The 21,747-nt window shown below is 49.4% G+C and carries 23 protein-coding genes; 3 read left to right on the forward strand and 20 right to left on the reverse strand.

The window, feature by feature from the left end:
• Positions 1–37 precede the first annotated feature (37 nt).
• The 7 genes from CF651_RS01790 to CF651_RS01820 all read right to left on the reverse strand — a co-directional run bounded on the left by CF651_RS01790 (position 38) and on the right by CF651_RS01820 (position 5,257).
• The gene (locus CF651_RS01790) at positions 38–694 is read right to left on the reverse strand and encodes a trimeric intracellular cation channel family protein (protein WP_094013117.1); all 657 of its coding nucleotides are present in this window, start codon (positions 692–694) and stop codon (positions 38–40) included.
• 7 nt (positions 695–701) lie between these two features.
• The gene (locus CF651_RS01795) at positions 702–1,772 is read right to left on the reverse strand and encodes a Gfo/Idh/MocA family protein (RefSeq protein WP_094013118.1); all 1,071 of its coding nucleotides are present in this window, start codon (positions 1,770–1,772) and stop codon (positions 702–704) included.
• Between the two features lie 137 nt (positions 1,773–1,909).
• A complete protein-coding gene (locus CF651_RS01800; protein ID WP_094013119.1) occupies positions 1,910–2,563 on the reverse strand; it encodes a response regulator transcription factor in 654 nt (217 codons plus the stop codon).
• Positions 2,560–3,933, reverse strand: coding sequence for a sensor histidine kinase (locus CF651_RS01805; RefSeq protein ID WP_094013120.1), 1,374 nt, complete (start codon positions 3,931–3,933; stop codon positions 2,560–2,562). Before CF651_RS01805 ends, CF651_RS01800 begins: the two co-directional genes overlap by 4 nt.
• A 39-nt stretch (positions 3,934–3,972) precedes the next feature.
• Positions 3,973–4,371 carry a kinase-associated lipoprotein KapB gene (kapB, locus tag CF651_RS01810; RefSeq protein ID WP_094013121.1) on the reverse strand — a complete coding sequence of 133 codons (399 nt, stop codon included), beginning with the start codon at positions 4,369–4,371 and terminating at the stop codon, positions 3,973–3,975.
• Positions 4,372–4,400: 29 nt separating this feature from the next.
• Positions 4,401–4,715 (reverse strand): thioredoxin family protein, encoded by a 315-nt coding sequence (locus tag CF651_RS01815; protein WP_094013122.1) that lies wholly within the window; start codon positions 4,713–4,715, stop codon positions 4,401–4,403.
• Positions 4,716–4,738: 23 nt separating this feature from the next.
• Positions 4,739–5,257, reverse strand: a complete 519-nt coding sequence (locus CF651_RS01820) for a hypothetical protein (protein WP_094013123.1) — start codon at positions 5,255–5,257, stop codon at positions 4,739–4,741.
• Between the two features lie 114 nt (positions 5,258–5,371).
• Between CF651_RS01820 and CF651_RS01825 the strand changes: the two genes are divergently transcribed.
• Positions 5,372–5,581 (forward strand): hypothetical protein, encoded by a 210-nt coding sequence (locus tag CF651_RS01825; protein WP_094013124.1) that lies wholly within the window; start codon positions 5,372–5,374, stop codon positions 5,579–5,581.
• 149 nt (positions 5,582–5,730) lie between these two features.
• Here CF651_RS01825 and CF651_RS01830 read toward each other — a convergent pair whose 3' ends face one another.
• The 3 genes from CF651_RS01830 to CF651_RS01840 all read right to left on the reverse strand — a co-directional run bounded on the left by CF651_RS01830 (position 5,731) and on the right by CF651_RS01840 (position 10,524).
• On the reverse strand, positions 5,731–7,344 hold the full coding sequence (locus tag CF651_RS01830; protein WP_094013125.1) for an ABC-F family ATP-binding cassette domain-containing protein: 1,614 nt from the start codon (positions 7,342–7,344) through the stop codon (positions 5,731–5,733).
• A gap of 148 nt (positions 7,345–7,492) precedes the next feature.
• The gene (locus tag CF651_RS01835) at positions 7,493–9,427 is read right to left on the reverse strand and encodes an ABC-F family ATP-binding cassette domain-containing protein (RefSeq protein WP_094013126.1); all 1,935 of its coding nucleotides are present in this window, start codon (positions 9,425–9,427) and stop codon (positions 7,493–7,495) included.
• 47 nt (positions 9,428–9,474) lie between these two features.
• On the reverse strand, positions 9,475–10,524 hold the full coding sequence (locus CF651_RS01840) for a M42 family metallopeptidase (protein WP_094013127.1): 1,050 nt from the start codon (positions 10,522–10,524) through the stop codon (positions 9,475–9,477).
• Positions 10,525–10,610: 86 nt separating this feature from the next.
• On the opposite strand from CF651_RS01840, the gene CF651_RS01845 reads away from it, so the two are divergent.
• Together CF651_RS01845 and CF651_RS01850 are read left to right on the forward strand one after the other, a co-directional pair.
• The gene (locus CF651_RS01845) at positions 10,611–10,940 is read left to right on the forward strand and encodes an ASCH domain-containing protein (protein ID WP_094013128.1); all 330 of its coding nucleotides are present in this window, start codon (positions 10,611–10,613) and stop codon (positions 10,938–10,940) included.
• Between the two features lie 28 nt (positions 10,941–10,968).
• The gene (locus CF651_RS01850; RefSeq protein ID WP_094013129.1) at positions 10,969–11,451 is read left to right on the forward strand and encodes a DUF2269 family protein; all 483 of its coding nucleotides are present in this window, start codon (positions 10,969–10,971) and stop codon (positions 11,449–11,451) included.
• Between the two features lie 38 nt (positions 11,452–11,489).
• Here CF651_RS01850 and CF651_RS01855 read toward each other — a convergent pair whose 3' ends face one another.
• The 10 genes from CF651_RS01855 to CF651_RS01900 all read right to left on the reverse strand — a co-directional run bounded on the left by CF651_RS01855 (position 11,490) and on the right by CF651_RS01900 (position 21,741).
• The gene (locus tag CF651_RS01855; protein ID WP_094013130.1) at positions 11,490–11,780 is read right to left on the reverse strand and encodes a Dabb family protein; all 291 of its coding nucleotides are present in this window, start codon (positions 11,778–11,780) and stop codon (positions 11,490–11,492) included.
• Positions 11,781–11,828: 48 nt separating this feature from the next.
• The gene (locus CF651_RS01860; RefSeq protein ID WP_094013131.1) at positions 11,829–13,388 is read right to left on the reverse strand and encodes an ABC-F family ATP-binding cassette domain-containing protein; all 1,560 of its coding nucleotides are present in this window, start codon (positions 13,386–13,388) and stop codon (positions 11,829–11,831) included.
• Between the two features lie 51 nt (positions 13,389–13,439).
• Positions 13,440–14,315, reverse strand: coding sequence for a PP2C family protein-serine/threonine phosphatase (locus tag CF651_RS01865; RefSeq protein WP_094013132.1), 876 nt, complete (start codon positions 14,313–14,315; stop codon positions 13,440–13,442).
• A gap of 2 nt (positions 14,316–14,317) precedes the next feature.
• Positions 14,318–15,997: a DUF6382 domain-containing protein gene (locus CF651_RS01870; protein ID WP_094013133.1), complete on the reverse strand. Its 1,680-nt coding sequence runs from the start codon at positions 15,995–15,997 to the stop codon at positions 14,318–14,320.
• A 20-nt stretch (positions 15,998–16,017) separates the two neighbouring features.
• Positions 16,018–16,530, reverse strand: coding sequence for an A24 family peptidase (locus CF651_RS01875; protein WP_094013134.1), 513 nt, complete (start codon positions 16,528–16,530; stop codon positions 16,018–16,020).
• Complete coding sequence (locus tag CF651_RS01880) at positions 16,527–17,165, reverse strand: TadE/TadG family type IV pilus assembly protein (protein ID WP_245855610.1); 639 nt, start codon at positions 17,163–17,165, stop codon at positions 16,527–16,529. The genes CF651_RS01875 and CF651_RS01880 overlap by 4 nt, the downstream gene beginning before the upstream one ends.
• Positions 17,166–17,230: 65 nt before the next feature.
• Positions 17,231–19,501: a hypothetical protein gene (locus tag CF651_RS01885; RefSeq protein ID WP_245855611.1), complete on the reverse strand. Its 2,271-nt coding sequence runs from the start codon at positions 19,499–19,501 to the stop codon at positions 17,231–17,233.
• A gap of 26 nt (positions 19,502–19,527) precedes the next feature.
• Positions 19,528–20,547 carry a hypothetical protein gene (locus CF651_RS01890; RefSeq protein WP_245855614.1) on the reverse strand — a complete coding sequence of 340 codons (1,020 nt, stop codon included), beginning with the start codon at positions 20,545–20,547 and terminating at the stop codon, positions 19,528–19,530.
• 24 nt (positions 20,548–20,571) lie between these two features.
• Positions 20,572–20,802, reverse strand: a complete 231-nt coding sequence (locus CF651_RS01895; RefSeq protein ID WP_094013136.1) for a Flp1 family type IVb pilin — start codon at positions 20,800–20,802, stop codon at positions 20,572–20,574.
• Positions 20,803–20,865: 63 nt separating this feature from the next.
• Positions 20,866–21,741 (reverse strand): type II secretion system F family protein, encoded by an 876-nt coding sequence (locus CF651_RS01900; RefSeq protein WP_245855615.1) that lies wholly within the window; start codon positions 21,739–21,741, stop codon positions 20,866–20,868.
• Between the last annotated feature and the right edge of the window lie 6 nt (positions 21,742–21,747).

Below are 21,747 nucleotides of genomic sequence, written 5' to 3' on the forward strand. Positions count from 1 at the left end.
TATAGATCACATACTCTTTTTCCGTGAGCTATGTCTGCTACAGGTTCCCTTTTCCACGGTTGACCGCAGGATCGTTAAGGCGAAGCGAGCGCCGCGGCAGCCGCCATTTGAACACGACGGACAGCATGCGCAATATGACCACAATCACGAACAATCCCAATAGATGATAGGATCCTTGGAACCAGCCCAAACCGATCATAAGACCTGCAACCATGCCCCACACCGCATAGATCTCATCGCGCAGCACAAGCGGCTTCCGCCCGGCCAGCACATCGCGGATGATCCCCCCGCCGATTCCCGTCATGACAGCGGCCACGATGACCGCACTGATCGGATGATTCATGTTGGCCGCGTAAAGAGCGCCTTGAATGGAAAATGCCGATAAACCAATCGCATCAAACAAGGATTCCCACGTTTTCCAACGCCGAATCCAACTGACCGGCACGATAAAAACCAGTCCCGCCGCAATGATGGCGATCTTCAAATACATCCCTTGCTCCCACAGCGTCGTTACCGGTACACCGATCAGTAAATTCCGGACAACCCCGCCCCCGAAAGCGGTAACCAATGCCAGCACGAATACGCCGAGAATATCATAATCCTCTTCCATGGCCACAACCGCCCCACTGACAGCAAAGGCTACGGTGCCAATAATACTAAATAATTGTAAGTTGATTTGCAGCAGCTCATCCATGTTCTACTTATTCAGCCCAGTCCAGCTTCACGACTTCTCCCGTACGTGATGATTCATAGATTGCTTCCAGCACCAGACTGTTAGTCAGACCGGACAGTGCGGACGTCAGAGGCTCTTTCCCCTCACGGATACACTCCAGAAAGTGACGGCTCATGCGTGCCCGTGAACCCTCATCCTCTTGCGGTAGCGCTAACTCCACATCGGCCGTACGATCAAACAATTCCGTATGCAGCTTGCCGGTATTGCCATGCAGGGATGCTCCGCCCTCGCTGCCCATCAAATAAATGTAAGGCTTGCTGTCCAGCATCTCCGTATGTGCGGCCCAGCTGACATCCAGCGACAAGGTACTGCCGTTGTCAAGCTTGATCAACGCCGTAGCCAAATCCTCGACATCATAGGAACCGGACCAGTTCGGCTTGCCCCAAGTCCCGATCCCCCGTTTTTTCGGACCGAACTCCGCATATGTAGTGCCGAATACGGATACCGGCTTCGGACTTCCCATCAAATGCAAGGAAAGATCCAGCATATGTACGCCGATATCAATCAGAGGTCCGCCTCCGGACAACGATTTCTGTGTAAACCAAGTGCCCCACCCGGGGATACCTTTACGGCGCAGCCAGCCGGTTTTTACATTATAAATATGGCCCAAAGCGCCCTTATCGATTTGTTCCTTCACCAGAAGGTTCATCGTTTCCCAGCGCATTTGGTGCGCAAGCATTAACGTTTTATTCGAGGAGCGGTACGCTTTCATAATGTCCTTAGCCGACGCGGCATTCAAGGCCATAGGCTTTTCCAATAGCACATGCTTGCCTGCCTGAAGCGCTTGTATCGCAATTGGAGCATGCATTTCGTTAGGCACTGCCACAACCACCGCATCGATATTCGGATCCTGAAGCAGCTGTTCATGATTGCTGTACACGTTAGGAATTCCGTACTCCTTCGCTCTTTGTTCCGCCAAAGGCAAATAGGCGTCTGTCACCGCCGTTACGGCTGCATCCGGCATTTTAACAAATTCACCGATATGGATGTTGCCGATATTGCCGGCGCCGATGACGCCGATATGAATTTTGCTGCTCATGGCCGTTCGTTCCTCCATCATTAAGTCAATTTTCATCGATCAAACTGTACAATACTATACCATATCGAGCCCGAATTTTGCCATAAGCCGACAAAAAAAGAACGGGAGGAACCGCCGTTTCTCCGGTCCTGCCGCCCTTACAATATGCCCATATCCTTGGCCTTTTGCGCCGCTTCTTTACTGCTCTTGCCCCCAAGCTTACGCAATATGTTGCCCACGTGCACCTTGACCGTGCGGATGGACACGACAAACTTATCGGCAATTTGCGTTTGGGTATGCCCTTTCTCAATCAGATCCAGCACTTGAATTTCCGTTGGCGTCAACAAATCGCGGAGCTCCTTGACCCGCACTTCATGCTCAAGCTTCTTTAACCGTTTGAACTCTTCCCTCATTTGAGCTGCCGCTGTAGGATGGATTGGGCTCCGATTAGCATAAGCGTTACGGATCGCCTGAGGAATTTCCGTAAAATTCGATTTCACCATATAATCTACGGCTCCAGCCTTGAACGCTTCGAATATCAGTTCCTTCTCTTCCATCGATGTGAGCATGATGACCCTTGCTCCTGTACATTGAACAATTTCGGCAGCCGCCCATATGCCTTCCGGGCTGTTCGACATCATAATGTCCATCAGCACGACATCCGCTTCCACCTGTTCAAGCAGCTGCACCGCATCGGCCCCGGATGACGCCTGGCCTACGATCTCCATGTCCGGCTGCTTGTTCAAATAACTGATTAGGCCCCTCAGCCAGTCTTGATCGTCCTCGGTGATCACTACCCGGATTCGGTTCATCCGCTGCCGACTCCTTTCCTTTTGGAAAAATTAATAAATACCGATGTGCCTGCCCCAGGCTTGCTGTGCACGGTCATCGTACCTTTATGCTTTTGAATGACATGATAGCTGTATGACATGCCCAGGCCGAAGTTCAGCTTCTGACCGGACTTGGTCGTATAAAAAGGGTCAAACATGCGCTTCAGCTGCTTTTTATCCATCCCCGTACCGGAATCTTTCATTTCAATACTGATGCTGCGCTTGGATTCTGTGAGCCGGACGATCAAACGTCCTCCTTGAGGCATCGCCTCGACGGCATTCGTCAATATATTCGAGAACACCTCTGCCAATTGGGCGCGGTCCCCCCATATGCTCCCGTCATATTGAAGTTCCTTCTCAAGCTCAATGTGCCGCAAGGACGGGGCGAGCATCAGCAAGCTTTGCTCCAACAGCTCCGAAGGCTTCAGCTCCTCCAGCTGCAGCTCGACCTCCTGCGTCTGTCCTTGTATACGATATATCATATCATATATATGCTGGGAGGCATTCAGAATGACATTGACGTCTTCAATCAGCTGCTCCGGATCGCTGCTGCCGGCTTCCGATTTAATTTTATCACCGAACAGGCGGATTTTGCCCACATCATTTTTGATGGCATGGTTTAATATACTCGTACCCGAGGTGATCGCCCTCAGTGTGTAATCAAGCTTTTGATTGCGGATCGAGATCTGCAGCCCCATAAACCCGTAACGCATGCTGGACACGAGGATCACCGCCAAAGTAAAGCCAATGACCGCCGCATTATAACGCCACCATTCGTAAAGCCCAAAGTAGCCCGGCAGCACATACATCGTAAACAAGGCAAACAGCAGCGTCGGTGCGGCAGCCAGAGAGGTTAGCATTCTCGCTTTTCGCAAAAAGGAGTTTTTCTCGATCACGGTTGCATGAATTAACAAACCGATCCCGCCGCAAATATAAGGTGCCGCCCACAGGGTTACATAACGGTAGGGGATCGGATCTCCCACTGCATGGGGAACTGCAAAGGACCCCGCTACAGGAACAAGCAATACCCAAGGATACCAAGTGCGAAAGCGTTCCTTTGTCAGCCATACCGGATGATAAACCGAAGCAAACATGACAAATGTGAAAGGCAGCCCATAGTAGCATACAAGAGAGCTTACACTTTCCGCCTTTGCCAGCATGACCGCGATCGGATCGGTTAACCACCCTTTTGCTTGAATGAAAGGGATCCAATCATCGGCAAGCACGGCTGACAAGCCACCGGAACCCCCGGTAAACGCAATGCTTGCAATCCAACGGGTGGTCGGGCGCTTCGGATCCGTTACCAAAAGCAGCAGACCGATCGTCCATAAGCCAATGAGAACAAACAGCATAAAGCTTGGACACATCCGTTTCTATTCAAAATGACGTAGCTATACTAAACCGTAATCTTGCTTTAGTAGAACGAGCTCCTCCAAGCAGCGCTCCGCCCACTCTTTGTAGGGGGACTGCTTCATGGCATCCATTTCCTCCTGAAGCGACCGGTCTAAGGAAGTCTTATAATCGGGAACGTCTCCCTCATAGGGCTGAATCGTGTACAGCGGCATTAAAGCAATTTCTCTAAAAGCCAATGCACGGCGTTGGTGAAAAAATGGCACATTCGGGTTCATCGGATTGTGCAGATCGCCTTGGCTCGGGTGCTTCACGACTGCCAAAATTTGAACGGCCGCCTTGGAGGGGGAGCTTTGCTCAACAACCTCTCCGATATACTCGCCTGTTTTATACTGTGCGGTTACCAAGCTTCCAATCGATAGTGAAACAGAGTCACTCATCTGTCTTCCTCCTGCTCTAGTATTGTGAATTAGCTAATTGCCCGTTGAAACCATCTTAGCAGCTCGTCTACTCCCTGCATCCGGTATTTTTTCTCAATCAGCTGGCGATTCTCTGCACGGACAATGCAAGGGACGCTTTCCACCTGCCAGCTGCGGGCCAGCGTCGGACAAAAATTCACATTGCACTTGACGATTGGCAGCTCGGGCTGCATCGCAATAACAACTTGAAGCATCCGCTCGGTTACTTTGCACGTTCCGCATAGCGGGGTATATAAATAAACGAACTTCAGCCCTTCTTCCTCATTCATCCAACGGCTCAGCTGCTGCTCCGTCCACTCCTCCATTCGCTGATTGCCCCCTTATTCCATTACTGCTGTAAAGCCTCAAGCCTCTCCAGGCTAAGCGTTAAATGATCGATTAAGCTGGGAATGTCGTCAATTTGACGTTCATCCAGCTTTCTTGCAAATTGAACAATCAGTCGGCTTGTCAGCGCATTCGCCTGCTCCCCATACGGCATAAGAACCGTTTGGGAGATAACGGGGCCTTCTCCCCAAATATTGCGCAGGGCCAGCTCGGCAGCGGCACAATCCCGCATCATCTCTTCAATACGGAATTCGAAGGTCAGCTCCAGGCTGCAGCCCGGCTGTTTGCCGGTCTCGGACAGCAGCTCCGCCGACAAATCCGCAAGGGACGCCTGCAGCATGAAGCTTCCTTTAACGGAACCCGTCGGCCGTAATACCGCAGCCATGCCAAAGGCTCTCGACATCGTTGACAGCTCAACGCGATCCGTTCGATGAACAATTTGCAGAGATCCGTTCATGTCCATATCATACATCGCGCCTTCAAACACAACCTTCAGGTTATCAAATATAGTCGGGTCAAACATCCTAATTCTCCTTTGTTCCTTCGAGATCCCCAAACGGGTATACTCATTTTTTCACTTGCTTCCGCATGGACAAATCAGTACAATGAAATCATCCAATGCAAGGAAGGTGTACCTATGTCAGACGTTACTCCAACGAACGAGTCCGGGCAAGAGCCTAAGAAAGTCAGCCTGGCTGATGCGATTAAGAACAAGCTGGCCCAGAAGAAGCAAGCGCAAGCCGACAACAAATCGGGTTCGCAGCAGCGCGCAGGTAACAGTGCCGTCATGAGAAGCCAGAATAACAAAAAGCCGAACAACCAACGTCGCCGTACAGGTGGCAGCTAACCGGTTGTTACAAAGAAGGATGAGCTTGAATTTCAGGCTCATCCTTTTTTTACTACATTACAATCTATAAGCTTCCGAGGTCATCGGATCAACGGCAGCACCTTTGAAGGGCACGAAGAAAACCGATGATCCGATGCAATTGTCAGACATTAAGCGTACATTTGCTCGCGTAATTGTTTGATATCTTCACTTTCCAGATACTCGTCGTACGTCATCATTTTATCAATCAGCCCGTTCGGCGTAATTTCAAAAATGCGGTTCGCCACCGTTTGAATGAACTGATGGTCATGGGATACGAACAGCATGGTACCGTCGAAATCGACCATTCCGTTGTTCAACGCAGTGATGGATTCCAAATCCAGATGGTTCGTCGGCTCATCCAGGATCAGTACATTGGCGCCGCTCATCATCATTTTGGACAGCATGCAGCGAACCTTCTCGCCCCCGGACAATACACTTGCTTTCTTCAACGCTTCTTCTCCGGAGAAGAGCATCCGTCCCAAAAATCCGCGAAGATAGGACTCATCCTGATCCTTCGAGTATTGACGCAGCCAATCCACCAGATTGATGTCGGTGTTGAAGTACTCTGAATTATCCTTAGGGAAGTAGGCTTGTGTCGTTGTAACCCCCCAAGAATATTCACCTGAATCTGCAGCCAGCTCATTCATCAGGATTTGGAACAAGGTCGTTTTGGCATGACCGTTCGGTCCGACCAACGCCACTTTGTCGCCTTTATTCAGCGTAAAGCTGATATTGTTCAACAACGCTTCGCCGTCCAGCGTTTTGTTCAATTTATCGACCGTCAAAATCTGCTTGCCCGCTTCACGCTCCGGCTGGAACTTGATGAACGGGTATTTACGCGTAGAAGGCTTGATATCCTCCAGCGTCAGCTTCTCCAGCTGCTTCTTACGGGAGGTCGCCTGCTTCGATTTGGAAGCATTCGCACTAAAGCGTTGAATAAACGCTTCCAGTTCCTTACGCTTCTCTTCCGTTTTCTTGTTGGCATCACGTACCAGCTTGAGCGCCAATTGACTGGACTCATACCAGAAATCGTAGTTGCCCACATACAGCTGCAGCTTGCTGAAATCGATATCCGCAATATGCGTACACACTTGATTCAAGAAGTGACGGTCATGGGATACAACGATAACAGTGCCTTCATACCGGGCCAAGAAATTTTCAAGCCAGTTGATCGATTCAATGTCCAAATGGTTCGTCGGCTCATCGAGCAGCAAAATGTTCGGGTTGCCGAACAAGGCTTGTGCAAGCAGGACGCGGACTTTCTCATTACCGCCCAATTCTTTCATTTTTTGCTCATGAAGCTCTCTTCCGATTCCCAAGCCGATCAACAGCTCAGCCGCATCGGATTCCGCCTGCCAGCCGTCCAGATCCTGGAATTCTCCTTCCAGCTCAGCAGCGCGCATTCCGTCTTCTTCAGAGAAATCCGGCTTCGCGTAGATTGCATTCTTCTCTTCCATGATCTCAAACAAACGGGCATGACCCATCATAACCGTTCTCAAAACTTCCACTTCATCATATTCAAAATGGTTCTGCTTCAACACCGCCATCCGCTCGCCTGGCGTAATGCTGACTTCCCCTTTGTTCGGCTCCAGCTCACCGGACAAAATTTTCAGAAAAGTCGATTTCCCGGCTCCGTTCGCCCCGATCAACCCGTAGCAGTTCCCCGGTGTAAATTTGACGTTGACATCCTCGAACAAAGCTCTTTTCCCATATCGTAACGTGACGCCAGTTACTGTAATCATCTATCGAACCTACTCTCATAAAATATTGCGATTTCCGCTAAAGCTTCCAATCACATATTATAACATAAAACAAGGGCTGATTCCCAATGGTTTTCATGAATTTGTGGAATGAAGCCGATACTAAACGGTATTGAAACATACCGCCGCTTTATTTGTTGCCGGCGATGGATTCCACAAGCTCGGACAGCTCCGTCCAACGCTCCATCGCTTGCTCCAGCTGACCGTTCAGCTGCTGCTCCTCGGCGTAAAGCTCCTGCACCTTGCCGTAATCGCTTCCGGCACGTTCAATTTGCCGCTTGACCTCGGCAAGACGCTCCTCGAGACCGGCAATTTTATCCTCGATCTCGTCCCATTCCTTCTGCTCCTTGAAGCTCAGCTTGCGTGCGCGCGTCGTTTCCCGGCGTTCCCCGGAGCCGCTTTCAGCGGAGGAGGCACCGTTTCCTTGCTGTGCCGACGGCTTGCGTTCCGCTTGAGCGTTCTGCTCCTCCAGCCGTGACGCTTCCATGTACTCTGTATAATTGCCCATAAAACGCTCCACGCGGCCGCCGCCCGCAAAAGCAAACAGATGATCTGCCGTGCGATCCAAAAAATAGCGGTCATGGGATACCGTGATGACAGCGCCCGGGAAATCTTCCAAATACTCTTCCAGAATGGTTAACGTCTGGATATCCAGATCGTTTGTCGGCTCATCGAGCAGAAGCACATTCGGCTCGCCCATCAGTGTCCGGAGCAGATAGAGTCTGCGGCGTTCTCCGCCCGACAATCTGCCGATTTGCGTCCACTGCAGTGCCGGCGGGAAAAGGAACCGCTCCAGCATTTGGGCAGCGGTGATCGCTTCGCCGCTAGCCGTGCGGATCACCTCGGCGGCTTCTTTAATATATTCGATCACGCGCTGCTTCTCGTCCATTTCCACCGCTTCCTGCGTATAATACGCGAGCTTGACAGTGGTTCCGATCTCAATGGTTCCCTCATCCGGCTGCAATCTGCCCGCGAGCATGTTGAGGAAGGTGGACTTCCCGCTGCCGTTCGGACCGATGATGCCGATTCGATCATCGGGCAAAACAATATAGCTGAAATCGTCGACCATCTTGCGTCCCTCGAACGATTTGGTGACTCCCTCGAGCTCGATTACTTTTTTGCCGAGCCGGCTTGCTCCAAGCGCCATCTCCAGCTGTGCCGATGGGCCGTCGACCTTCCGGTCTCGCAGCTCCACAACCCGGTCGATACGCGCCTTCTGCTTCGTTGTACGCGCTTTGGCACCGCGGCGAAGCCAGGCCAGTTCCCGGCGCAGCAGATTTTGCCGTTTGTCTTCCTCCGAGGCCTCACGCTCCAGCCGCTCCGCTTTTTTCTCCAGAAATGCGGCATAGTTGCCATCATAGCTGTACAGCTTACCGCGATCCAGTTCAAGAATGCGGTTTGTGACACGGTCCAGGAAATAGCGGTCATGCGTGACGAGCAGCAGAGCCCCCTTCCATTTGGATAAAAATTGCTCGAGCCACTCCACCGTCGCATGATCGATATGATTCGTAGGCTCATCGAGAATGAGCAGATCGGCAGGCTGAATCAGCACTCGGGCCATAGCGACCCGTTTGCGCTGACCACCGGACAAAACACCGACCTTCTGCGAGAAATCCGTAATGCCCAGCTTCGTGAGCACCATCTTGGCCGTTGTGTTCGCTTCCCATGCGTTGAGTGCATCCATCCGCTGCTGGACGGCAAACAAGCGGGCCTGGCGCTTCTCGTCCTCGGGCGCTTCCTGCAGCGCACCCAGCGCCGTTTCATAATCGCGCAGCGTCTGCATCAGCGGCGTATCTCCATAAAACACCTGCTCCAGTACGGTAGATTCCGTGTCGAATTCGGGATTTTGCGGCAAATACTCAACTCGAAAATGATTGGCATGCACCAGCTTACCCGAATCAACCGATTCCAGCCCGGCCAACGCCTTCAGCAGGGAGGACTTGCCTGTTCCGTTCACACCGACCAGACCTATCCGCTGCTTCTCGTTGATCTGGAAGGAGATATCGTCAAACAACACCTTCTCCCCATAGCTTTTTTGGAAATGCTCAACCGTTAATATATTCAATGATGACAACCCCTTTATTTCTTTGGTAAATCAAGCAAAAGCAAGGCTTACGATTCACAAGGTTCAGTTGCATAAGCCGCCAGAAGTGCGATCGTGTTCCAGAGCGCCTCGCTGTGTGTCCGTTCCATACTGTGGGATGCGTGAACGCCCGGACCGATTAATGCCGCACGAATGTTGCTGCCGCCTCTCAAAGCTGCCGAAGCGTCAGACCCATACTGAGGATAAATATCTACAGCATATCGAAGTCCATCGCGTTCCGCCAAACGGATCAACTGAGACGTCATCCGGTAGTCGTATGGGCCGGACGAGTCTTTGGCGCAAATCGACACATCCCATTCCGTGCATGATAAATCGTCCCCCATAGCCCCCATATCGACAGCCAACAGTTCATCGATCTCCGGAGGGAGGAATGCTGCGCCGTGCCCTACTTCTTCATAGGTACTGATGAACAACTTCAATGGATGGGCCGGTAGGATGCTCTCACGCTTCAACAGCTCCAGCAGTCCGTATAGTGACGCAACCCCCGCTTTGTCATCGAGATGGCGGGACTTAATGAAGCCATTGTCCTTGAATTGGGCACGAGGGTCGAAAGAGATAAAATCGCCGACGCCGATGCCGAGCTTTTTGACATCCTCTGCTGATTTTACATCCTCATCCAGCCGAATTTCCATGACCGCTTCCTCACGCTTCAATTCTCTCGCATCGGCATACACATGAACCGATGGCTTCGTTGTGAGAATTGTGCCGTCATAAGTTCGTCCATCCCGCGTATGTACACGGCAGTACTCGTTTTCTACGGCTCCCATCATATAACCGCCAACGGAAGTGAATCGCAGTGTGCCGCTTGCTTTAATCGAGCGAACTATTGCCCCAAGGGTATCGACATGAGCCGAAAGTCCAATGACGCGCGAATCATCCTTTCCGGGAACGGTAATGACGCCCCCGCCCTTTTTGGTAAAGCTCATCGAATAGCCGAGCTTCTCCGTTTGCTCCGCAATGAGCTTCATGATATCGTGGGTAAATCCGCTTGGACTTGGTGTAAGGAGCAAGCGCTCTAAAATCTCCAGCACATAAGTGCGGTTAATCCGGTTTTTCATCATTTACAGCTCCTATTCAGCTATTTGCTATCAGTCTTGTTTTCATGTAAGCTAACAGTTGAACAAAATCGAGGAGGTATTTACCAATGTCTGAAGCTTTGCCCCCAAAAACCTGTACCATTGATCGTCTAGTAACGAAAGACGACGACGTGGAAAAAGTGATTCGCGGTGAAAAAACGGCGACTCGCCGTAACGGTCGTTATGCCGATATCGGTGAAATTATGGAGCTGAAAGGTCAGAAGTTCGAAGTGTACAAAGTTTATCAGCAATCGCTCGGTGAATTGACGGATCAAGATGTTCAAGCCGAGGGCTTCGATAACCTGGAAGGCTACAAAAATTATATTCTCTCCATGCATGCCGGCATGCCGTGGCTTCCGCAAATGAAGGTATGGGTTCACGAATTCCGCGCTTTGTAATACAAAAAACAGTGTAGTCTTCAATGAAATGAATGCTACACTGTTTTATTCACCTTTTCAAGTTTGGAGGCCGTATCTCTTGTATCCTTGGCTCGTCTTTATACATGCGGTCAGTGCAGTTGTCTCGATCGGGCCATTTATTGTGCTCATACCATTGCTCACAAAACTGCGGACGGCAGAAGCTCAAGTCCTATCCTCTTACCTGGACACGTTTCATTTCGTCGTACGCTTATCCAAGCATTCCGGGCACGTGCTCGTGTTTTCCGGACTTTTACTCTTATGGCTTGGAGGCTGGCCTTGGGACACCCCATGGATTGCGGGTACATTCATCGTCCTGTTCGCTTCATTATTCTTCATGGCCCGCGCTTTCTCACCGACTATCCGCCGACTCCGGCAGCCCGATCATGACCGTGCTCCGCTCGTCCGTAAGCTATCAAAAGCACTGTACTTATATATGTTCATTTTATTCGTCATGTTATGGCTCATGATTATGAAACCGGCTTTATGGTGAACAAGTCACCGAAGCCGGTTTATTTGTGTGAAAAGATATTAAGACTGGTAATCGACGCAGATGCTTGTGCCATCCAGCACTTGCTTCATGTGAGCCTTCACTTCTACGTGGATCGGATGATTGTCGTACGTCTGCAAATCTTCGAAGGAATCAAATCGGGTGGTCAGGGCGATGTCATAGGATCTTTCCTGACGAAGCTCATCGATTCCTACTTCAATATGCTTCAAGACAGAAATTTTGCCTTCCATGTTCTTCAGTACTTGAGCCGTTGCCTGAATCGCTTCCGGACTGCGGTCCTTTAGTTTGAAAAATACGATATGAGTTACCATGGATCATCTTCCCCTTATCTGCTGTGAATTTGGAATATTGAAAAAGGACTATTGGTGAACGGGGTCATGAGACCAGGATTCGACGTCCCACACCTTCGTTACCCAATCCTCATAAAAATCAGGTTCGTGACAAACGAGCAGGATGGTCCCTTTGTATTCCTGCAAAGCCCGCTTCAGCTCTTCCTTAGCCACAATATCCAGATGATTCGTCGGCTCGTCAAACAAAATCCAGTTGCTTTCCCGCATGAGAAGCTTGCACAAACGAACCTTCGCCTGCTCACCACCGCTCAGCATACTCATCGGTCGTGTAATATGCTCATTCGTTAAGCCGCAGCGGGCTAAAGCGGCACGAACCTCGTGTTGATTCATATGGGAAAATTCATTCCATACATCATCGATCGGCGTCTGGTTCTGTGCTTTCACTTCTTGTTCAAAGTAGGCCGGGTATAAATAATCACCCAGGTACGTTTTCCCGCTGTAAGAAGGGATTTTGCCGAGAATGGTTTTGAGCAGCGTCGATTTGCCGACTCCGTTGCAGCCCACGATAGCAATCTTGTCTCCCCGCTCGATCGTCACATTCATCTTGGGTAAAAGAGCCCGGTCATAGCCGATTTCCAGGTCCTTGCCTTCAAAAACAGTCTTCCCGCTCGCACGGGTTTCCTTAAATACAAACGTAGGCTTGGGAGCCGTCTCGGGACGATCGATTCTTTCGATTCGCTCAAGCTGCTTCTCCCGACTCTTCGCTCGAGTGGAGGTCGAGTAACGCGCTTTATTCCGTTGAATGAAATCTTCCTGCTTCTTGATATATTCCTGCTGCTTCTCATACGCGTCAATATGCTGCTGCTTATTGATGTCGGCCATCTGTAGAAACTTCTCATAGTTTGCACTGTACCGTGTCAATTTGGAAAATTCCAAATGGTAAATAACATTGACCACTTTGTTCATAAATTCCGTATCATGGGAAATCAGAATGAAAGCATACGGGTAGTTTTGCAAGTAATTCGTTAACCACTCGATATGCTCCACATCCAAATAGTTCGTCGGCTCATCCAGAAGCAGTGCTGTAGGCTGCTCTAGGAGCAGCTTGGCCAAAAGCACCTTCGTCCGCTGCCCACCGCTCAGTTGGGATACATCACGGTCCAGTCCGATAGCGTTAAGTCCAAGACCGTTAGCCATCTCCTCGACTTTGACATCGAGTAAATAAAAGCCGCTGCTTTCAAGCCGATCCTGTATTTCTCCCATCTGCTCCAGCAATAATTCAAGCTGGTCCGGATCAGCTTCTGCCATCTGTTCCGTAATACGCATCATTTCCTTCTCCTGCTCATAGAGAGGAAGGAACGCATCCTTCAGCACATCGCGAATGGTTTGTCCCGGTGTCAGCTTCGTGTGCTGGTCCAGATAGCTATACTGAACGCGAGGCGTCCATTCGACCCGTCCTTCATCTTTTAGCAGCTGTCCTGTCAATATATTCATCAGTGTCGATTTACCTACGCCGTTGGCACCAACTAAGCCGACATGCTCACCGGCCAGCAATCGGAAGGATACTTGTTTGAATAGTACCCGGCCGCCGAAGCTGTGGCTTAGACCTTCTACAGTCAACAAACTCATTGCCTTATTATGTTCTCCTGTCATTTGATATCGAATAGACAGTTTATTATATCACTTTCTCCAGGTCACGGGGAGTAGCATGTGCAAATTTTTCATTCGATGCCAAATACGCTGACCTGCAGACAAATGGGAATGAAGCGGACGCAGCAGCATCACGCTGATATTGTCTATCGCTTGGCTGTCCAGCGCCGAATCCACCAGTCTTTCGCTAAGCTGCTGCAAGTCAGACTTGGAAAGCTCCGCCTGCCGCAGGATAGAGGCAATTCTCGAATTCGGAAGCCGATCGTACAAGCCGTCACTGCACAATAAGAACAAGTGATTCGGATCGTAAAACCCTCTTCTCTTTACAAGCTTAGGGCAATCCTGCAAACCCAGGCTTTGCAGCAATACATGCCGTTTCGCATGGTTGCGTGCCGCTTCCCTGGATATCCGCCGTTTGCGTACCTGCTCGGCGGTCCAGGTTTGATCCTTCGTCAATTGCATGAACGGGGAGAGCCTTGAACCAAATTGATAAATACGGCAGTCCCCCACATGACATACATAATAAGTTTCGCGCAGCAGAAACAGCAGGGTCAGTGTCGTTCCCATCTGAGTCCCCGCTTCTTTACCAAGCTGCAGCAGCTGTATATTGATATCATAAAATAGACGCTCTACCGATGCATCCAGCTGTGACCATATATCTTTCAGCTCCAGTATTCCGCTGAGCCGGGTATCCAGCCACTGCCTGACACCCTCAATCGCACAATCACTTGCCAAGCTGCCATCACCGATGCCACCCATCCCATCCGCAATGACTGCTACGGCATAAGGCTCCCCCTCATTGGTAGCCCCGATCCGAAGGAGGGAGCGGTCATCATTCCGAGTTCCAAACCAGCCGGCGTGTGTTGCCACACCATATTGCCAATGCACGGCGAATGTTGTTTTCAACCTTACGACCCCATTTTAAATTGAAATTCCGTCGTTATCAGCTTTACTATATCACCTTCCTTAAGAGAATACATCTGGTACGGCACTAATAATTCACCATTAACATAGGTTCCGTTTCGGGAACCCAAATCTTTTACATGAAAACAACCGTCCTCCCTTACAATTTCCATGTGCATTCTGGATACTCCCACTTCGTCATGCTCGAAATCAACCTCTTGTCCCCCTCTCCCCACGACGAAAATATCCTTGTGGAGAATAACCTTATTCTCAGTACCTTGCTCCTTATATAGCAGATACGGAAAAGCTGAAGCGGACGATACAGAAGCCGGCTTTAGCAGTACGGTTGCTTCTCTTTCATTAAGCAGCGTTGTCCGATTCTCAATCAGATGGTAATAGGAGCTGCCTTCCTGAGATTTCGTTGCAGTGTGAGCAGGCTCCACCGACGCATTCAAGCGGGCTTGGAGTCGAGTATTCGCGGCCTCAGAGGCAGCCGTTGCTTCATTGACTGGAAACACAGGGAGCCTTGCATCAAGAACCGGAACCGGCTCCGAAACGCCGGAGCCCGATAAGCCTGGTACAGAACTAACCGCAAGCTCCTTACTCTTGTCCGCCGTCTTCCATAGAAACAAAACAATGTATACCAAGTCTCCCAACAGCAGCGTCAGTCCGGAACAGATCAAGAGCCATGATTCCGTGCTGTGCTCTAAGTACAACCTCCAAATGAGGCATAAGCTAAGAGCACCGATAAGAAATGCCGGCAGTCTTCGTTTTTTCATGACAGGTTCATCAGGAGAAGCTGCTTGTACTGAAGAATGCGATTCGTCCAAAGAAAAGGAATGAAACAAGGATAGAGGATCAGGCGCAGGTGAGGTCCCTATCTCTTTCTTCATTTTAAGGGATGGAACAGCATCTCCCATTTCTTCCCCAGTATTTGCATATTTCGTTGAATCAGGGTAGATGACAGCCTGTCTTACAGGTATTCGCTCCGCTTCTCCACCTCCATAGGGATCAGCACCTGGAGAATACAAATATTCAGGATTCCATTCCGGACTGCTGGTTGGCTGGCCCGATTTAATGGTTTTGCCCTTCTTCTCTCCCCCCAGCTGGGTCATATGCTTCAACAATATTCCTTTTAGTGTCGGTAAATTAAACGTATCGTCCATAAGATAGCTCATCACTTCCTGATAGCCGCTGCCCTGCAGCTCCGTCACTTTATGCACGAGCCTGGACAGCAGATGCTGCAAATCCACTTGTATGGCGTGTTTATCTATCAGGGTTTGTTTAGGCAAATAAGTTAAATACAGATCCGTCAGATGGTCACCACAATAAATATACTCTTCTTTTAGAACGTAGTACCCGTCTTGAAGCATGTAGTTTCCGCTTTCCAGCAACACCTCGACAATGCTATACAGCAGCTCGAACATTTGCTTGATAGAGATCATTTCTGCACGAAGAACATAGTTCAGTTTTCTTTTCCCGCTAATATTGTAAAAAAGCTTTACGGATTGATCGAGTTCTTCTACCTGCAGATCCAGAAGTTTTGGAATTTTATTGTTCAACAGCATCGTTAGCTGAAATGCCGATAGTTCCTCCCGCTTCAGACCTTCTTTAGCAGATAGCACCATAAAGTGGCCGTTTCTCGTTATATAATCCACCTGTAGACCATATATGGACGGCTGCATGGATATACCCTCCCTTTTTCTTAGACAACATTCATATATACGGTTACAGCTGCAGGCAGCACGGCCCACATCATCGGAAATCGTAAATGGTGAGAGGAAGTACTATAGGACTTCCAGTGGGAAACACTTCGAAAAGATATCAATTGCAAAAGGACGAAATAGATGCGGGCAAAGCACGCTCTTCCTTCTTTGCGCCACAATAATATGATGATTGCAGCAACAGCTGCATACCATAAGGAAAACATCAAGCTTTGGATAACAAAGACGCCGCCGTTCAAGGCACCGATGGCTGCGAACAGCTTCACATCTCCAGCACCTACCGCCCGGACAATGTACAAAATCATCATGGGAACCAGGCCCAGGCTTGTCCCAAGAAGAGCTTCCTTCAAACCAGGCCAACCGGATAGCCAACCGTGCAGCGCAATACCCAAAAGCCACCCTCCCGCTGTGATTGTATTCGGAATTTTTTGTACCCGCACATCATTTACGAAGGCTGCAACCAGCATGATAGCTGTAATCCAAATGTATATCATCCTGTCCCCCCGATCCACGCCCGTTCGAGCGCTCTTTTCCTGATAACCATCACCTTATGAAAAAAAGGGACAATAAGCGGCACCTCGTACTGTGCTTCGATTCCGATAAACACCTGATCTTTTTTGTTCAAATCCGGCAGAATGACATGGATAACCTTAATTTTATCCGATCGAAGACGGGATTTATTAGCATACAATACTACGATAGGCGTCACAGCATCGTTTAAAAGCGGTTTATACGCTGCCTCTATGCTCTGCTTGGCTTCCTCTGTTCCCGCCTGAGCTGACGCTTCAAGCTGTTGCCGATGCATGCGTTCCCACTCCATCAGCTTAATGACCGGATCCGGAATAAATCTTTCGTAATCTTCCACAAATTGCTCGCTATCCTCCGCTGTTTGCTTCACAGATTCAATTTGACCTAAGGCCCTATCCATCCAACTATTTGCCGCACTTTGCTCCCATTTTCCTTTGGCTTGCTGATACAGCAAATCAACAGGATACATGTGGGTAGCAACGACCTTTGTCGTTTCAGATACCGCGGATTGAAGCGCCATTTCAGCGATGGATACTTGGACGAAAGCAATCAGCATAAAAATAAACGACAAAAACAAAGGCAGCACCAATGCGGCTTCCAATACAATACTTCCCTCATCGCTCCTTATTTTTCTGAGCCTGCCCGAGTGTCTGTGTTTGAACCTGTTCAGTACGCCATCACTCCTGTTTTTGTTAAATAACAACGTCCAGCCTTCACTTGACAACGATGCAGCCCCGTCTCACCCAAGATTCTCATGATCCCGGGGAGAAACCACAGCTTGACCGATGTTGTCGAAGTCCCCGAGACATACGTACTGCCCTGCTGAAGCTCCACTCCTGTATTCAATTGAATAAGCGATTGCATACGGGCCAAAAGCACCTGATCCCGGCTGTGGAGAAGAAAAAAGATACGCAGATAGTCCTTATAATTCAAATCAAGCAGATCGCCAAACTTGGAGGACAACGGCACGGCTTCCCCTGCAACAAGCTTCGTCATATCAAGTTGAGCTCGAATAGCCCCCTCAGAGACGGCTGCAAGAAATACGAGCAATGGCGATCCCACATTCAACGCTTCATTGCGCGGCTCCAACAACGCTTCAGCCGTACGAATCGCAAGACGGAAAGCAAACATCTCGGCATACGCTTTCGAGTAATTTCCGGCACATGAACTGCTGCCATACAATAGATATTCGAGCTCCTGCTTCACAAGCGCATGAGTTTCAGGCTGGGAAGGCTCATTCGACGTTCGGAGTTTGCCGTTCCGGTCCTTCTCCAATCCTAAAGTGCGATAGCTGAACTTGCTTACTGCAAACTCATCCACATAAAACTCGTCCCTGACATCCACCAGAAGATCCGAAAACGAGGAAATCAGTTTCATGGCGCTGAAGCCTGCCTTATCCGCATTGTCAAAATCTAAATTAGGTACAGGCTGTGCGAGATCCTTGCCCTGGTTCAATTCCATATAGGTCTGGTAATAGCCCTTGCTTCCGCTTGAAGGGTCTCCTTGAAGCTCCTTGTACAAAGCATCGAAGGGGTCCGACGAGCTTATTAAGCTGCAATTGTTTAAGGCCCGCGTCACTTGATCCAAGGCCGGCTGCGCCTTGGCACGCTGCTCCTGCTTTGCTTTGGCTACTTGGGCTGCATGCTGGGTGCGCGCCGCTTCCTTCGTCCCTTGTGCCGCAAAAAGCTCATCAGCTTGCCGTGCAAAAGCTTGAATGGTATCATCCGCGTTGCGGTAGCTCTGCGAGTCGAAAAAGATGACCCGGCTGAGTTGGGCTTGCAGCCCGGTAAACAGCGCGACGGCGGAAGCCGCTTTACTGCCGTAATCGTCCAATTCCTGACGACTCATCAACGGTATGGCCTGGAACACTTTATTTGCAGCATAATCCGCTCCCGTTGAGTTTGCTTTCAATTCAGCGTTCAGCTTGTCATTCACACTTTTCGCCTCATTTAAGGCGGTATCGAACTTATTTAGCAGCTCCTTAAGCTCCGATGCGTCAGAGGTAGACTTCAATTTCAACATCGCCAGCAGCTCTGCATATTTAATTAAATCATCCAGCAGCTGTTCCAAATCACTTATCTTGGATTGTACGTCCGCAGCCTGTTCTTCAAGACGATCCTTTGTTTCGTACAACCTATCGAGCGTGTTAGACGCGTTCGAACCGGCGCTTACTAATGAACGGATATCCTTCTTTACGTCCTTAATATCAGCTTTCAGCTCCTTCAGCTGCTGATCGGCGTCTTTCAAGGCTTGCTTCGTTTCATCAACCGTATGGATGCCAATTTTACCGCTTAGCTCATTTAAATCCGCCAACTGTCTTTGATAAAACGGGTGGATTGCCGTTGCTTTCTGATGAATTGCGGTCCATTCTTTCCACGCCAGATCCAGTTGGGTGTCCCTTTGATCCAATAAGGCTTCAACTTGTGCGGAGCGTTCAGCAAATCTTGAGCCTTGATCCATGGTAAAAGCCAGCCCAGTTTTCTTGAACTTGTCCGCAATTTCAAGTGAATATGCGAGAGGAGCGCGATATTTCATTTCCTCGAGCACCTGCTTTTTAAAAACTGTATGATTCGCAAGTGAATACATCGGAGTCAAGCTCGAGCTGTCCTTCTCCAACCGTTGGTCTATATACTGAAATGTATTGTTCCGCACCGATGCGGACATATTCCCGTCAACGGTCTCAAGAAAAAGCTTGTTCGACGTGTCCAGCTCCTCGGTCAAGCCATACAATCCATACGCATGCAATGAAGGAGAAAAAGCGGAGAGGCTGGACCTCACGCCTGTTTTGACGGCATTTTCCGCCTCTTTCTCCGCCACTTTAATTCTTGAAAAATCAATCAGCAGTGCACAAAACAAAAAGATCGGGACCAAGATCAACACAAAATAAAGCGAGATCGCCCCTTGCTGCTCTGCCAGCCATCGCTTCAGCAGCTTCAAATCTTCTCCATCCCCCTCCGATGTTCTCATTCGTGCAGTACAACAACGATCCCCTTTCTTTCCAATTCTGAGCGGAGCCCTTGCGTCAGTTTTACCTGATCCTTCTTGGACAGCTTGAAAAAATGCCAAACAACTCCCTTTACCTGGGTTCCATTTCTAAGTAACTGCTCATCTTTCGGCATTTGAATTGTCCGCAGCTGATTTTCATTAAACGTATAAAATGCTTGATGGGCCACCCGATTCGCGTCCATTGCATCCACCGTGCGCTTCGTTGAAGCATCCACCTGGATGGTCTCTTCTTTTCCATTAACCAGGGTCCTTAAGTAGTTTGCAGCACTATCGTGACTTGTAATGACTGCGCGAGGCTCCGGAATAGACTGAGGCTCGACCATCGCAAGAAGGGCATCCTTCGGCTTTATTCTCCCCTGAATCTCCTGAACTACGGTACGTGTGAAGTCGATCAGACGGATCCATTCCACAGGATCAACTACCTGGGCGTCCGCATCCGAGGCCACCTGCTGTTTAACTCTCTCACGAGCGTATACCGGGGAATGGAAAGGCTTTTCCAGCTGCACCGCCACTTTTTTGAAAATTCCATTGTTCTGGTACATCATGCTTCCGTCCCATTCCGAGGATACCAAGGCTCCGGCATGTTGAAGCTTTCCTTCTGGCCCCCGGTCATTGGATATCCCTGTAGTAGGAAGAGCTACTTTGGCCCCTGCATGGGGGATCAGCCAACGAAACAAGTCCGACATGCTGTCATTGTGAAGCCGCCAATACAATCCGTCCGTTTCACTGATATTAAAAGCACCCGTCACGGGATCCTTCCTACTGTTATCCCATACAAACGCTGCCCGGTCGGCAGCCAGTCCTGCCGTTTGATAGGCAGAAGAAGTCTGGAAGACATAAAGCCCCAAAAAGAGAAGAAGAATCGTGCTCAGCAATATGACGGGCAGCACGAGGCTCGCCTCCAACGTAAAAGTGCCTTTCTCGCAGCAAACCAGCTTCCGCAATCGAAGCCCCTTTAATTCGCGACGTACATCCACAGCAGATCGTTTGCCCCTCATCGCTTACGGGGCTTGCGGGCTTATTTTCGTTGCATCGCTCTCTATAGATCCGGACTGTCCGGTTATTTGACTATTTGCATTTGTAAATAAGCTTTCTACCCATTTCATGATCCATTTCCTGAAAGCAATAGCTATAATAACAAGCACAGCAACAATTAGCAGAATTTCCAATGTGCCCAAGCCATCCTCCTCTTTCCAAAAGCGCTTCATCCCTTCATTTAACCATTTCATCATTTATTCCCCTCTCCATGTGTACATTTGAACTTATGTTTTATTTTTCTACATTTCTTGCCGCAGCTAGTGGCTCATCATAATCACAGCAGGAGAAGCTACAACGATCATAACGACGAGAAAAATAAGAACCATCGGAAATACCATCTTAGAGGATGCTTCCTCCCCCAAGGTTTTGGCCAATGATTTTCGTTTTTCCCATAACACCGTAGACAGCTCCTTTAATGACATGACAAGCTCGTTCCCCCCTCTCTTGTAATTCAATAGCAGTGTGGTCGTAAACAAGGATACTTCCTGCAAGCTGCAGCGTTTGCTGAAATCTTCCATCGCTTTGGCAAAAGATGCATTCATACTGACTTGGTAAGCTGCTTGGGACAGCTCTGTCAACAATGGACTGGTATCCACTGCCGCTTTATTATTACGCTCCACACAGCGAAGCAAAGCTTTCTGCACCGTTTCACCCGCATTGACCAGAAGAACAATCTGATTAATAACTTCAGGAAGCTCCAACAGCATTTGACGTTTTTTCTTTTGCAACCTGCCGGCCAGCTCTTTGTATAGCGCAAAGGGAATTAGGCATATGAGACAAACTCCATAAAAAAGCAGTTCTGCGTTGCCATCGGCTGCCCATTCTAACAATGTGGTTCCCATGAGTACGACCAGACCAAGGGAAAGATTTTTGACCATGAAGCATTTGGTTTGCACAAGCGCGCTTTTACTCCCGTACAGGCCAACCATTAACTGATGTACTCTCGATAACGGCTCAGATAACCGTTCCGCCACCTGCAGCTTGTCCAGCAGCCAGAGCGAGACCGGCGCCATTATAGCTAGTGAAAGACTTTTACGATGCTCGTTCACGAAGCCGATGTACCGGGGGCGTGCCAAACCATACAAGCTGCTAAAGAAAAACAATTCAAGCCCGAATAATATAAGCACCCACACAATGAA

It is taken from the genome of Paenibacillus rigui, from assembly GCF_002234615.1.
GTDB lineage: Bacteria > Bacillota > Bacilli > Paenibacillales > NBRC-103111 > Paenibacillus_S > Paenibacillus_S rigui.